Annotated in this window: 11 protein-coding genes; 4 read left to right on the forward strand and 7 right to left on the reverse strand. The window is 63.7% G+C overall.

Going from position 1 to position 12,387, the window contains the following annotated elements; genetic code table 11:
* Window positions 1-76: 76 nt before the first annotated feature.
* Window positions 77-3,037 carry an aminomethyl-transferring glycine dehydrogenase gene (gene gcvP / locus B0919_RS14405; protein WP_078012976.1) on the reverse strand — a complete coding sequence of 987 codons (2,961 nt, stop codon included), beginning with the start codon at window positions 3,035-3,037 and terminating at the stop codon, window positions 77-79.
* A 427-nt stretch (window positions 3,038-3,464) separates the two neighbouring features.
* Between gcvP and B0919_RS14410 the strand changes: the two genes are divergently transcribed.
* From B0919_RS14410 to B0919_RS14425, 4 genes are all read left to right on the forward strand, one after another.
* Entirely contained in the window at window positions 3,465-3,776 is a 312-nt protein-coding gene (locus B0919_RS14410; protein WP_078012977.1) for a hypothetical protein, read from the forward strand.
* Window positions 3,777-3,791: 15 nt separating this feature from the next.
* Complete coding sequence (locus B0919_RS14415; RefSeq protein WP_078012978.1) at window positions 3,792-4,733, forward strand: DUF6745 domain-containing protein; 942 nt, start codon at window positions 3,792-3,794, stop codon at window positions 4,731-4,733.
* A 91-nt stretch (window positions 4,734-4,824) separates the two neighbouring features.
* Entirely contained in the window at window positions 4,825-6,672 is a 1,848-nt protein-coding gene (locus B0919_RS14420; protein WP_078012979.1) for a vWA domain-containing protein, read from the forward strand.
* 178 nt (window positions 6,673-6,850) lie between these two features.
* Window positions 6,851-8,083 (forward strand): NAD(P)-dependent oxidoreductase, encoded by a 1,233-nt coding sequence (locus tag B0919_RS14425; RefSeq protein WP_078012980.1) that lies wholly within the window; start codon window positions 6,851-6,853, stop codon window positions 8,081-8,083.
* Window positions 8,084-8,086: 3 nt separating this feature from the next.
* Here B0919_RS14425 and B0919_RS14430 read toward each other — a convergent pair whose 3' ends face one another.
* The 6 genes from B0919_RS14430 to B0919_RS14455 all read right to left on the reverse strand — a co-directional run bounded on the left by B0919_RS14430 (window position 8,087) and on the right by B0919_RS14455 (window position 12,348).
* Window positions 8,087-8,878 (reverse strand): DUF1206 domain-containing protein, encoded by a 792-nt coding sequence (locus B0919_RS14430; protein WP_078012981.1) that lies wholly within the window; start codon window positions 8,876-8,878, stop codon window positions 8,087-8,089.
* 115 nt (window positions 8,879-8,993) lie between these two features.
* Window positions 8,994-9,833: a DUF1206 domain-containing protein gene (locus B0919_RS14435; protein ID WP_078012982.1), complete on the reverse strand. Its 840-nt coding sequence runs from the start codon at window positions 9,831-9,833 to the stop codon at window positions 8,994-8,996.
* A 62-nt stretch (window positions 9,834-9,895) separates the two neighbouring features.
* A complete protein-coding gene (locus tag B0919_RS14440) occupies window positions 9,896-10,462 on the reverse strand; it encodes a hypothetical protein (RefSeq protein ID WP_078012983.1) in 567 nt (188 codons plus the stop codon).
* 110 nt (window positions 10,463-10,572) lie between these two features.
* Window positions 10,573-10,791 carry a CsbD family protein gene (locus B0919_RS14445; protein WP_078012984.1) on the reverse strand — a complete coding sequence of 73 codons (219 nt, stop codon included), beginning with the start codon at window positions 10,789-10,791 and terminating at the stop codon, window positions 10,573-10,575.
* A gap of 74 nt (window positions 10,792-10,865) precedes the next feature.
* Complete coding sequence (locus B0919_RS14450) at window positions 10,866-11,564, reverse strand: hypothetical protein (RefSeq protein ID WP_139362136.1); 699 nt, start codon at window positions 11,562-11,564, stop codon at window positions 10,866-10,868.
* A gap of 31 nt (window positions 11,565-11,595) precedes the next feature.
* Window positions 11,596-12,348: a hypothetical protein gene (locus B0919_RS14455; protein ID WP_078012986.1), complete on the reverse strand. Its 753-nt coding sequence runs from the start codon at window positions 12,346-12,348 to the stop codon at window positions 11,596-11,598.
* Window positions 12,349-12,387 lie beyond the last annotated feature (39 nt).

The following is a 12,387-nucleotide window of genomic DNA, read 5'->3' on the forward strand; positions in this document are numbered from 1 at the left end:
CTTGTTATTGAGCGGCAGCTGGAAGCGGTGAGCAGCCGGAACAGGATCTTAAGACCAGCTGCCGGCTACTTACTTACTAGTACGACGGGCCTTTGTCGGTGGGCACGAGGTGCTCCTCCTGGTCTGCGTACGCCTCGATGGGCGTGCAGGCGCAGATCAGGTTCCGGTCGCCGAAAGCCGAGTCGATGCGCGACACGGTGGGCCAGAACTTGAAGCGGCGGGCAAAGTCCGTGGGGTAAGCGGCCTGCTCGCGGGTGTACGGGCGGGTCCACTCTTCCTGCAGCAGCACGGCGGCGGTGTGCGGGGCGTGCTTCAGCACGTTCTCCTTGGCATCGGCGCGGCCCTCTTCCACCGCGCGAATTTCCTCGCGGATCTTGATCATGGCCTCGCAGAAGCGGTCCAGCTCCTCCTTGCTTTCCGATTCTGTGGGCTCCACCATCAGCGTGCCCGCTACCGGGAACGACACGGTAGGCGCGTGGTAGCCGTAGTCCATCAAGCGCTTGGCAATGTCCTCCACTTCGATACCGGCTTTCTTGAACTGGCGGCAGTCGAGGATCATTTCGTGGGCGCAGCGGCCGTTCTGGCCGGTGTAGAGCACCGGATAGTGCTGCTCGAGGCGGGCCTTGATGTAGTTCGCATTCAGGATGGCCGTCTGCGTGGCCGCCTTCAGGCCTTCACCGCCCATCATGTTGATGTAAGCGTAGCTGATGGGCAGAATGCTGGCCGAACCCCAGGGAGCGGCCGAAACGGCACCGCCCGAGCGGCCGTCGGCGTCAACCACCACGTGGCCGGGCAGGTAGGGAGCCAGGTCGGCTACTACGCCGATGGGGCCTACGCCGGGGCCGCCGCCGCCGTGAGGAATGCAGAAGGTCTTGTGCAGGTTCAGGTGGCACACGTCGGCACCGATGTTGGCCGGCGAGGTCAGGCCTACCTGGGCGTTCATGTTGGCGCCGTCCATGTACACGCGGCCGCCGTGCTCGTGAATGAGGTTGCAGACGTCGATGATGCTTTCCTCGTACACGCCGTGCGTCGAGGGGTAGGTCACCATCAGGCAGCTCAGCTTATCCGAGTACTGCTCGGCTTTGGCGCGCAGGTCGTCGAGGTCGACTTCACCCTGCTCGGTGCTCTTCACCACCACTACCTGCATGCCGGCCATGACGGCCGAGGCGGGGTTGGTGCCGTGGGCCGAAGCCGGAATCAGCGCCACGTTGCGGTGATGGTCGCCGCGGGCTTCGTGGTAGGCCTTAATCACCAACAGGCCGGCGTACTCGCCCTGAGCGCCCGAGTTGGGCTGCAAGGACACGGCGGCAAAGCCGGTCACCTCGCACAGCCAGGCTTCCAGATCGGTGAAGATCTGGGCGTAGCCTTGGGCTTGCTCCCGCGGGGCAAAGGGGTGGAGCTGGCCGATTTCGGGCCAGGTTACCGGAATCATCTCGGCCGTGGCATTGAGCTTCATGGTGCAGGAGCCCAGCGGAATCATGGAGTGCGCCAGGGACAGGTCCTTGTTCTCCAGCTGCTTCATGTAGCGCAGCAGCTCGCTTTCGGAGTGGTGCGTGTTGAACACCGGGTGCGTGAGGTACTCCGAGGTGCGGATCAGGCTGGCGGGCCAAGTCAACTCAACAGCAAGCATGCCAGAAAGCATGCGCTTGGTGCGAATCTCTAATGCAATAGATATTACATCATCGGATTCAGCCGTCTTGCCCAGCACCTTGCCGAATACGTCCAGAATGTCGGCCACGTCGGCAGCTTCGGTGTTCTGGTGCAGCGAGATGCCCACGTTGCTCTCCCCGAAGTAGCGCAGGTTGATCTGCAGGGCTTCGGCTTCGCGCTTCACGGCTTGCTGCAGCTCGGCGCTTTCCAACTTCACCGATACGGTGTCGAAGAAGTTCTCCACCAGCAGCTCCACGCCCAGCTCGCGCAGGCCGCCGGCCAGTTCGCGGGCCAGCAGGTGCACGTTGGTGGCAATCTGCTTCAGGCGCTCGGGGCCGTGGTACACGGCGTACATGCTAGCAATAACCGACAGCAGCACCTGGGCGGTACAGATGTTGGAGGTGGCTTTTTCGCGGCGGATGTGCTGCTCGCGGGTCTGCAGGGCCATGCGGTAGGCCTTGTTGCCGGTAGCATCCACGCTCTGGCCGATGATGCGGCCGGGAATCACGCGCTTGTAGGCGTCCTTGGTGGCAAAGAAGCCGGCGTGCGGGCCGCCGTAGCCCATCGGCACGCCGAAGCGCTGGGAGTTGCCGATAACGGCGTCGGCGCCCATCTCGCCGGGCGAGGTAAGCAAGGTCAGGGCCAGCAGGTCGGCACCCACGGCCACGAACTGGCCGCGCTCGTGCGCCTGGGCAATGAAATCGGTGTAGTCGAACACCTCGCCGTCGGCGGCCGGGTACTGCACCAGCGAGCCGAAGAACGTGTTGTCGGACAGGTCGGCGGTGCGGTGGTCGCCTACTACCACCTCAATGCCCAGCGGCGTAGCGCGGGTGCGTACCACGTCCAAGGTCTGGGGCAGCACCTGATCGGAGACGAAGAACTTGGTGGCGTTCTTCTTCTTGGTCAGGTTGTGGAACATGTGCAGCGCTTCGGCGGCGGCGGTGCCTTCGTCGAGCAACGAGGCGTTGGCAATTTCCAGGCCCGTGAGGTCGATAATCACGGTCTGGAAGTTGATCAGGGCTTCGAGGCGGCCCTGGGCAATTTCAGCCTGGTAAGGGGTATAGGCCGTGTACCAGCCGGGGTTTTCCATGATGTTGCGCAGGATGACGGGCGGCATCTGCGTGTCGTGGTAGCCCAGGCCGATAAAGGAGCGGAATACTTGGTTTTGGCCGGCAATCTGCTTGAACTTCTGCAAAAACTGCCGCTCGGTGAGGGCGGCAGGCAGGTTCAGCTCGTGCTTGAGGCGGATGCGTGCCGGCACGGTTTCATTGATCAGCTGCTCTACCGACTCGACGCCGATGGTGTGCAACATCTCGGCCACGGCCGCTGCGTCAGGACCGTTGTGACGGTCAACAAACACGTCGGCGGGCTTGAAGGACAACTTCATACAGAAAACGGATGGGTTGGCGGGGAAACGAACCTTGATAAGGCCCTAACAAAGGTAGGCCGAAAAGGGCTCAAGCTTAAACCATTTCGGCGGCAAAAAAGTGTTGCCCGCACCAAGAAAGCTTTGCCCTTGGTAATCAGAGGGAATAGCATAGGCCGAATTGAGTAGCACTGAACTGCCTACCCGGGACGGCGCGGCAGCATATGACGGCAAGGTTATCAATCAATGGTAGCCTGTGCGGTCCGTAACCCAGTCAATGGCTTGGCGGTACGTCCTCCAAGCAAGACTGCCCCAGCTTACTTGATTAAAGCAGCGAGATATATGCGTAACTTTTTGCTAAAAATAATAGTAAATTAGAGCGTCGTTTAGGGCTTAAAGAAGCTTTATGTCCGACCAGATTGATAGTGAAACACCAAATTTTTTAGCAATGACCAGCACTCCGCTTTACCGCCACGGCGACGTCCTGATTGCCGCCGTACCTGCCCTGCCGGCCAGCGCCGTACCCCAGCCCGGCCTGGTTCTCGCCCACGGCGAGGTAACCGGCCACTCCCACCGCATCCGCGAAATTGGGGCGGCTCGGCTTTTTAATGACGGCCGCCGCATATACTTGCACATCACCGCGCCTACGGCCACGCTGGTGCATGAGGAACACCGGCCCATCACGCTGCCAGCCGGGGTGTACAGCGTGTGGCAGCAGCGGGAATACTCGCCCGAGGCCATCCGCACGGTCGTCGACTAACCTTATACGTTTGCCATGTTCCGCATCAATGCCCGTGGCCGCAACACTGTCCGCCCCGCCACCCCGCCTGCGCCGCCGGTGTTGCCCATAGCCCAGGAGCCGCTACCGGCACCGCTACGGTCCCCCGTGGCCCCGGCCGAGGGACCCATGGTGGTAGCCCCCGACCAGGTCCGCGCCCTGCTGCTCGGCGGCCGGATGCCCGCGGCGCTGGTCGTCAACGGCCCGGTGCGGCTGCGCGGCGAGCTGCGCCTGCGCGAACTGCCCGCTTACCTCGAATGCACCCAGCTCGACGTGCGCGACTGTGCCCACCTGGAGCTGCTGCCCGAGCGCCTGCGGGCCGTCAACGTACGGGCTTCGGGAACGGCCGTGCGTGAAGTGGGCGGCGACTGGCTGGTGCGTGAACACCTGGACCTGAGCAACTGCCCGCGCCTGCGCCAGCTGCCCGAGCGCCTCACCGCCCGCTCGCTCGATGTAAGCAACTGCCCGCAGCTGCGGCAGCTGCCCGCCGGCCTGCACCTCACGCACTGGCTGGAGGTGGCTGGCAGCGGCCTCGGCAGCCTGCCCGACGGCTTGCGGGTGCCGCTGCGCTGGCAGGGCACTTCGGTGGACGAGCGCACCGCCTTCCGCCCCGACGAGCTGCGGGCCATCGACCTGCTGCAGGTGCGCAACGTGACGCACCGCCGCGTGCTCATCGAGCGCATGGGCCTAGAGCGCTTTATGCGCGAGCTGGGCGGGTTGGTGCTCGACCGCGACCGGGACGCGGGCGGGGAGCGGCAGCTGCTGTGCGTGCCCCTGACCGACGACGAACCCATCCATGCTCTGCGCGTGAACTGCCCTTCCACCGGCCACGTGTACGTGCTGCGTGTGCCGCCCCACATCCGCACCTGCCGCCGCGCCGCCGCCTGGCTGGCCGGTTTCGAGGACGAACGTGACTACCAGCCGCTCATCGAAACCTGAGCGCCGAACTACTTAGCTAATCCTAGTGCCTCTGAGTCTGCCCGCCGCAGGGCGGCTGCGAGGCTTTCTTCCACCCCAATCCCCTTTGCCCATGCAGATTACCCAGCAACCAGCCCAGGCCGTGCTCCTCGAAAACACGGCCGACACCACCAGCTTGCTGCTGAGCTTCCGTGAAGACGTGCCCAACCCTCAGCGCCGCCCCCTCAACGTGGCCCTGGTAATGGACCGCAGCGGCTCGATGGCCGGCGTGCCCCTGCGCTACGCCCAGCAGGCAGCCGCCAACTTCGTCGACCGCCTGTCGCCCGAAGACCGGTTGAGCATCGTGGTGTACGACGACCAGGTGGATACGCTGCTCGACGCGCAGCTGGTGACCGATAAGGATGCTATCAAGCGCATCATCAGCGGCATCCGGGCCGGGGGGCTGACCAACCTGAGCGGGGGCTGGCTGCGCGGCTGCGAGCTGGTGGCCAAGCACCGGAGCGACGAACAAGTAAACCGGGTGCTGTTGCTCACCGACGGGCAGGCCAACGCGGGCATCACGCAAGCTAAGGTGCTCATCAGCACCGCGAGCAAGAAAGCCGAAGAAGGTATTTCGACCACTACGCTGGGTTTTGGGGAGCATTTCGAGGAAGACCTGCTCATTGGCATGGCGCGGGCAGCGGGCGGCAACTTCTACTTTATCCAGTCGCCCGACGACGCGGCCGAAGTATTTGCGGCCGAGCTGGACAGCCTCAAGGCCGTAGCTGCCCAGAACCTGACGGTGACCCTGAAGCCTCTGGGTGCGGTGCAGGTACTCGATGTGCTGAGCCTGGCCCGCACCGAGACCCAGGCCGGCGGGGAGCTGCTGGTGCGCCTCGGCGACGTGTACGAAAACGAAGACAAGCTGCTCGGGCTGCAGCTGAACCTGCCTGCGCTGCCGCCGGGCCCGCACCAGCTGTTGCAGCTCAGCTACCGCGCCGATGTGATTCGCAACGGCGCCGTGGAAGTAGTAAGCGGCGACTACGTGGTGCAGGTGACGGCCGGACCCATCGAGGCCGTAGCCGCCGCCACTGACAGCCGCGTAACGCTGGACCTGGCAGTGCTGCGCATCGGCCGCGACAAGGAACGGGCCGTGGACCTGGCCGACACCGGACAGCATGCCGAAGCCGAAGCCCTGCTGCGCCAGGTCATTACCGATCTGAAAGCGGCCGGCCTGCACGAGCACTTCGAAATTGCGGAGGAAATCGATCAGCTCGCACACTACGCCGAGCGCATTGCCAAGCGCCACCTCGACAACGCCAGCCGCAAGGAGCTGCGCGACCAGGCCTTCCAGGGTCGGCAGGCCCGTCAGGCCCTGGCCGGCCGCGGCGTGAGCGTGGATGCGGCGGCTTACGCGCTGCCAGTGGTAACCGACGCGGCGGCCGGCGGCGTGGAGCTGGTGTGCTTCCGCGAGGGCGGCAAGCTGCGCATGAAAGTGATAAGCGAAGGCTACGCCGACCTGAACGTGCAGTTCCCGCGCGACCTGCGGGCTGAAGGTGCTCACTACTTGGTGGAAACGCTGGAACCCAGCCAGGACGGCTCGTTTTACCGCGCCAAGGGCAGCATCACCCGCCTTGTGCGTGCCGGCGAAAATGACCCCTTGGCCGGCCGGCAGTTCGGCGCGGGGCGCAGCCGCTCGGTTAGCGTCACTACTTCGGTGGCCCGCACGCCCAAAACGCTGGCCGATCTGCAGGAAACCGACGCCGTGGGCAACGGTATCTTGGTACAGGTGGTGAAGGACAAGAGCAAGCTGCGCGCCCGCGTGGTAAGCGACGGGTTTGAGCCCGACTGGAACATGCGCTTCCCCCGCGACATCCGCCAGGAAAACACGCTCTACGTGGTCGACCACGTGAACACCGCGCCCGACGGCAAGTCCTACATTGCCAGCGGCGACATCAAGCGCTTCGTGCAGCCGGCGTAAGCGAGTAATCTGCCAGAGCTAGAAGTTAGGGCTAGCTCTGGCATTGGTCACCATTCGGAATAGCAAAGGCCCTGCCAACCCGGTGGGGCCTTTATGCATTGGTTAAGACGCGGCTGCCGCTAAGGTGCTCTGGGTAAAAATTCTAGCTTTGCTCATCCCCACCTGAACGCATCCTCCCATGACCACCTTCAAGCTCGGCCTTATCCGCGAAGGCAAAATCCCCGTTGACCGCCGCGTACCGCTCACCCCGAAAAAGTGCGTGGAAGTGCAGCAAACCTGGCCGCAGGTGCAGGTAGTAGCCCAAAGCAGCGACATCCGCAGCTACGCCGACCGCGAGTACAGCGACTTAGGCATTCAGGTGCAAACGGATGTAACCGACTGCGACATTCTGCTGGGCGTGAAGGAAGTGCCCGTCGACCAGCTCATTCCGAACAAGACGTACTGCTTCTTCTCGCACACCATCAAAAAACAGCCGGCCAACCGCAAGCTGCTGCGCGCCGTGCTCCAGAAAAACATCACGCTGGTCGACTACGAGGTGCTGACCAACATACGCGGTGAAAGAATTGTGGCCTTTGGTTACTGGGCCGGGGTGGTAGGGGCCTACAACGGCCTGCTGACCTACGGGCGCAAGCACAACCTCTACAACCTCAAGCCCGCCTACCTCTGCACCGACCTCGACGACATGCAGGAGGAGTACTTCAAGGTGCGGGCCCTGCCGCCCATCAAGATGGCCGTGACCGGCTCGGGCCGCGTCGCCCAAGGCGCCGTGCAGGTGCTTGATAAGATGGGTATCCGCCGCGTCAGCGTGTACGACTACCTCTACCTGGACTTCGACGAGCCGGTGTACACCCAGCTGCGTTCCTCCGATTACAACGCCCGCAAGGATGGCCGGGTGTGGGACACGCCCGATTTTCACCGCCACCCGGAGGAGTACCTCTCCACGTTCAGCAAGTTCCTGCCGGTGACGGACCTGCTGATTGCCTGCGCCTACTGGGACCCGAAAGCGCCCAAGCTCTTTACCGAGGACGATACGCGTCAGCCTAACTTCCGCATCAACACCATTGCCGACGTGACCTGCGACGTGGACGGCTCCATTCCCGTCACCAAGCGCAGCACCAGCATCCCGGAGCCCGCCTTCGACTACAACCCGCGCACCGGGGAGCTGGAGCCGGCTTACTCGCACCCGCTGAACCTCACGGTCATGGCCGTGGACAACCTGCCTTGCGAGCTGCCGCGCAATGCCTCCCGCGACTTCGGCCGTCAGCTCATCGACAACGTGTTTCCGCACCTGTTCGGCCCCGACCCCGATGGCATTATCGAGCGGGCTACCATTGCCCGCGGCGGCCGCCTCACCCCGCGCTACGAGTACTTGCAGGATTACGTGGGCGCGGACGTACTGGCCGCGTACTAGCCGCTAGCCCGGCCCCTGCATGATGGGGTAGCGCGCCCGCACCAACATATACAGCCCGTAGCACACGAAGCCCGCGGCCACGACGAGCAAGACTCCGCTGCCCATGGCCGCCAGGATGTCAAACGCCCCGTCGGTGTCGCGGGCTTCGCGCGGGTTGCCGTGCAGGGCCGCCCGCAGCAAGTAATAGCCCAGAATGCTCCAGACGATGCCCCGGGCCGTGTAGCCCACCTGCCCGAAGCGGTACACCATCCGCCAGGGCTGCTCCGACATCCGCCGGGCATTGACTTCCTCGTTCATGGTGCCCGCGTAGGCCTGGTAGAGCTGAAACAGGGCAATGCCGATGACCGTCAGCGCCACGACCCCGATCAGCCACTGGCCGTAGGCGTAGCTGAGCAGGCGCGCAATGAGGTGCTGCTGCGACTCGCCGGTGGCCCGGCCTGCCCAGGCCAGCTGGGCCGCGTAATAGGCCAGCCAGCCGTAGCCCACGGCGCTGCAGGCGAAGAAAAACCGCTTGCTGAGGCCCTTGGCATCGTAGCCGCAGTTTTCCGTGTTGAAAGCCGCCTGCACGAAGCGCCACGACACGTAAGCGGCCAGGCCCAGCGCCAGCAAGCCCAGCAGCCAAGGGCCCAACGGCAGGTGCTCAATGGTGAGCAGAGCTTGTTCCCGGTCGGCTTTGGCAGCGCGCACCCCGCCGGCCGCTTCCGCTGCCAGCAGGCCCAGCAGCAGGTACACCACGCCCTGCGCGGCCAGCCCACACCGCGCCAGCACGGCAAAAGCCTTGGCGGGTTTGGGCATATCCGGGAGCGTAAGCGAGTTCGGTTGAGGCACGGGCAAAAAGAAAACCGTTCAGTTGAACGGTTTTCATACGCCAGGCCGGGCCCGGCGGGTTATACGTAGCCGCGAAACGGGTTTACACCCCGCGCAGGATGGGGTACTTGGCGCGCACCAGCATGTACAAGCCGTAGGCCACAAGGCCCAGTGCCACGATAAGCAGCGGCGCCCGGCCGATAGAGGCCAGAAAATCAAAGGCGCCTTCGGTGCCCTGGGCTTCGCTGGCGTTGGCATGGCGGGCGGCCTGCACCAGGAAGTACCCCAAAATGCCCCACACGATGCCCCGGGCCGTGTAGCCCAGCTGACCCACGCGGTATACCAAACGCTGCTGCTCAGTCGGCAGCTGGCTGCTGTTGACGTGCTTGGCAAACGAGCCGGAATAAGCCCGCACGAGCTGATACACCCCAATGCCGATGACAAACAAACCCGCGGCCCCCACCAGCCACTGCCCGTAGTCCTGCTCCAGCAGCTTGGCCACCATCGATTGGCGGGTATTGCCGCCACCACCGCCGGCACTGGTGTTTTCGAAGGCTGCTTTGCCGGCAATAAATGCCAGCACCGCGTAGCCCACCGCCGAGGCTACGTACCCAATGCGCGTGGCAATGCCCTTGGCGCTATTGCCTTTACCCTCTGTGTCGCGGATGGCCTGCACCAGGCGCCAGACCACGTAGCCGGCCAGCCCAAATGCCACCAGGCCCAGTAGCCAGCGGCCCAGGGGCATGTCCTGTACGGTTTGCAGCACTTGTTGCTTATCGGCGGTGCGGCCGCCGTTCAGGCCGGTAGCGGCCATTACAGCCAGGGCGCCGAGGATGCCATATACAATGCCCTTGGCCGCGAAGCCAAAGCGCGCGAGGGTCCGCAGGCCGTCGGCCGGCGAGGCCGGCAGGCGCGCCGGCATGGAAGAAGAAAGTGTAGCCATGATATGCGGATGCTAGGTTGGAATTCTACCGCATACGCACCCGGCCGCCGTCGGGTCCATTCTCAACGGTCCAAATGGCTGAACACGCCGCCGGGCCGGAATACCTGCGCCCCGATGGCCAGCAGCGGCTGGTTTTCGGGGCGGTCCAGCGTCAGAATGGGCTTGTCCTGCAGCAGTTCGCTGCGCAGCAGGCGGTGCAGGTTGCCGCTCGGCGTGAGGAAGGGAATGAAAAACTGGTCGGCCAGGTCGGCCACGAGCAGGTTACGGATGTCGGCCGTTTCCTGCGTCACGGTCTGAATTTCGGGCCCAAACGGCGTAACGAACAACAGCCGCCCCGCCGCCACCGGCGTCTCGTAGTCGAAGCGGATGCCGGGCTGAATGCCCCGCCCCAGGACGTAAATCACCGGCTGCCACTCGCCGTGCAGAAAGTAGCGGAGCATGGCTTGCTCCAGGCGCGAGTGAAAGCCTGACAGCACGCAGTGGCCGCGGTAGCGCTGTTCCATAGCCCACAACAAGGTGGGCCGCTCGATATCGGCGGGGTAGTCGCGCGAGCAGAAGAAGGCCCTTTTGGGCAGGCGAAACAGCGCTTTGTTGCCCAGGGTGTGCAGCTCGGCCGGAGCGGTGTACATAGCAGCGTCAGAAAAGGAGCCCCACGGCCGGAGCCGCCCGCCGCCGAAAAACAACGCGGCCCCGTAGTATGCACTACGGGGCCGTTTGCAAAACAGTTAAGCGACGCTTCTTAGAACGTGCGGCGGAACCAGTCCTTGATGTCGTCAATGGTTTCGCCGGTTTTGTGCTGCAGGCGACCAAACCACTCGTCCTGCTGGCCTTCCTGGTAATCCAGGTCGTCGTCGGTGAGCTGGCCCCACTTCTGCTTGGCTTGGCCTTTGATCTGGTTCCAGTCGCCGCGGGCGCGCAATTCGGTTTGGTCGTTGAAGTTATTGTTATTCAGGTCCATGATTGACAGGTGTTTTGGGGTGGTGCAAAAGCGTAATGCTCAGGTATACGCACCCGTTACGGCTGAGTTTCCTCTTACCCGCCCCACGCGCTGAAGAAAGCCGCCAGCAGAATCACTCCCAAAACCAGCTGCGTCCCTGTAGCCACGCCAAAACCCTCGGCGGCTTTGCCAAGCTTGCGGTTTTTGGCCTGCTTCTCAAAGCCGTGGTAGTACTGCGGGTCATTGAGAAGCTCCGGCTTGGGCGCGGCTGCCTGCAGGGCGTCGCGCGGCGGCGGCGTGGTGCCGATGGCTACCCCGGCCGCAATACCGCCCAGAGGTCCTACGTATGGCGTGAAAGAAGCGCCGAAAGTGCCCCAGAAGACGCCTTTGGCCGGTTTGTAGTGCTGACGGGCATCCAAGCGGCCTTTGGTGTAGCGTTGCTCCGGCGTCAGCCCGGCCAGGGGAGAGGTGTCGGTAGCAGGGGCGGGAGTGGCATCGGCCATTACCTCTTTGGTGCCGTTGGCGAAGCGTACCATAAACACCTCCGTCCGCGCCAGGGAAAGTGTGTCGGTAGCTGCGTGCGTCGAATCCGGGGCGGCGAGGTAGCGCAGATAGGCGGGCCCCACGAGCAGCACCCGCGCAGGGATTTCGTCCCCGTTGGTGCGCACGATTATGTCGGGGAATGGGGCGGCGGCTGCGGTGACCGGCGGCGCGGTGGGCTGTTGAGCCTGGGCACTAATGCCGGACAAAACCGCTAGCAGACACAGGATGCGGTACATAAAGGCAGGGGGCATGACAATGCGGAATAGCTGGTGTAAATGAACGTTAGGGCCGGCGAGTGGTAAAGCCCATCAGCAAGCTAAGCCGTACGCCGTCGTTGCCGGGCACTACCGCCGCCGTAATGGGAAAATTGATGCCGCTGGCGGTGCGGATGGTCGTACCTGCAGCCAGGGCCACGCCCACGCTGACGGGCGTAATATTTGGCCCTAAGCCGACTTCAAAGCCCTTGGGCCCGCGCACGCCCAATAAGGCGTTGACGCTCGGAATAAACTTGCCCTGCTCCAGCCCACCAATCAGCGGCACAAACTCAAACAGGCCGCTGGTACCATTGGGCATGCGGAACAGCCGTGTTTCGAATTGCCAGCCGAATTGCGTCAGAAAAGGATTGACGTTGAATTCGCGCTCGGCATACGAGGCGGCACCGCCCGTGAGCACCGTAAAGCCCAGGCGCGGCCCGCTCAGGCGTACCCCGTCGTAGGCGGCTGGGCCGTCGCCGACCACGGCCTTGGTGCCGGGCGGCAGGGGCGAGGCACCCGCCGCCGACATGCTCGCGCCGGGCGCCGCATTCATCACTTCCTTGGTGCCGTTGGCGTATTTGATCATGAATACGTCCGCCCGCATCACCACGAAGAGGGGCCCGTCGGGGTTGTCGGTGCGCTTGTAGCGGATTTCGGTGGGCGTCACCTCCAATACTTTCACGCTTAGCTCGTCGCCGGTGCGCTTGGTAAGGATATCCTGTGCCCGGGCCGCATGGGCGAAACACAGAGCGAAAACAAGCAGGAGTAATAGTCGGGTCATAAGCAGTTAAAATTGTTGTTGGAAAGATATTGTACTCAG

The organism is Hymenobacter sp. CRA2, from assembly GCF_002007105.1.
GTDB lineage: Bacteria > Bacteroidota > Bacteroidia > Cytophagales > Hymenobacteraceae > Solirubrum.

Bases quoted from the DNA above. Each gene is read 5' to 3' on its own strand.
- B0919_RS14415 (WP_078012978.1), top strand. From the start codon at position 3,792: ATGTTCCGCATCAATGCCCGTGGCCGCAACACTGTCCGCCCCGCCACC.
- B0919_RS14440 (WP_078012983.1), bottom strand. From the start codon at position 10,462: ATGTACACCGCTCCGGCCGAGCTGCACACCCTGGGCAACAAAGCGCTG.
- B0919_RS14420 (WP_078012979.1), top strand. From the start codon at position 4,825: ATGCAGATTACCCAGCAACCAGCCCAGGCCGTGCTCCTCGAAAACACG.
- B0919_RS14410 (WP_078012977.1), top strand. From the start codon at position 3,465: ATGACCAGCACTCCGCTTTACCGCCACGGCGACGTCCTGATTGCCGCC.
- B0919_RS14450 (WP_139362136.1), bottom strand. From the start codon at position 11,564: ATGCCCCCTGCCTTTATGTACCGCATCCTGTGTCTGCTAGCGGTTTTG.
- B0919_RS14435 (WP_078012982.1), bottom strand. From the start codon at position 9,833: ATGGCTACACTTTCTTCTTCCATGCCGGCGCGCCTGCCGGCCTCGCCG.
- gcvP (WP_078012976.1), bottom strand. From the start codon at position 3,037: ATGAAGTTGTCCTTCAAGCCCGCCGACGTGTTTGTTGACCGTCACAAC.
- B0919_RS14455 (WP_078012986.1), bottom strand. From the start codon at position 12,348: ATGACCCGACTATTACTCCTGCTTGTTTTCGCTCTGTGTTTCGCCCAT.
- B0919_RS14445 (WP_078012984.1), bottom strand. From the start codon at position 10,791: ATGGACCTGAATAACAATAACTTCAACGACCAAACCGAATTGCGCGCC.
- B0919_RS14425 (WP_078012980.1), top strand. From the start codon at position 6,851: ATGACCACCTTCAAGCTCGGCCTTATCCGCGAAGGCAAAATCCCCGTT.
- B0919_RS14430 (WP_078012981.1), bottom strand. From the start codon at position 8,878: ATGCCCAAACCCGCCAAGGCTTTTGCCGTGCTGGCGCGGTGTGGGCTG.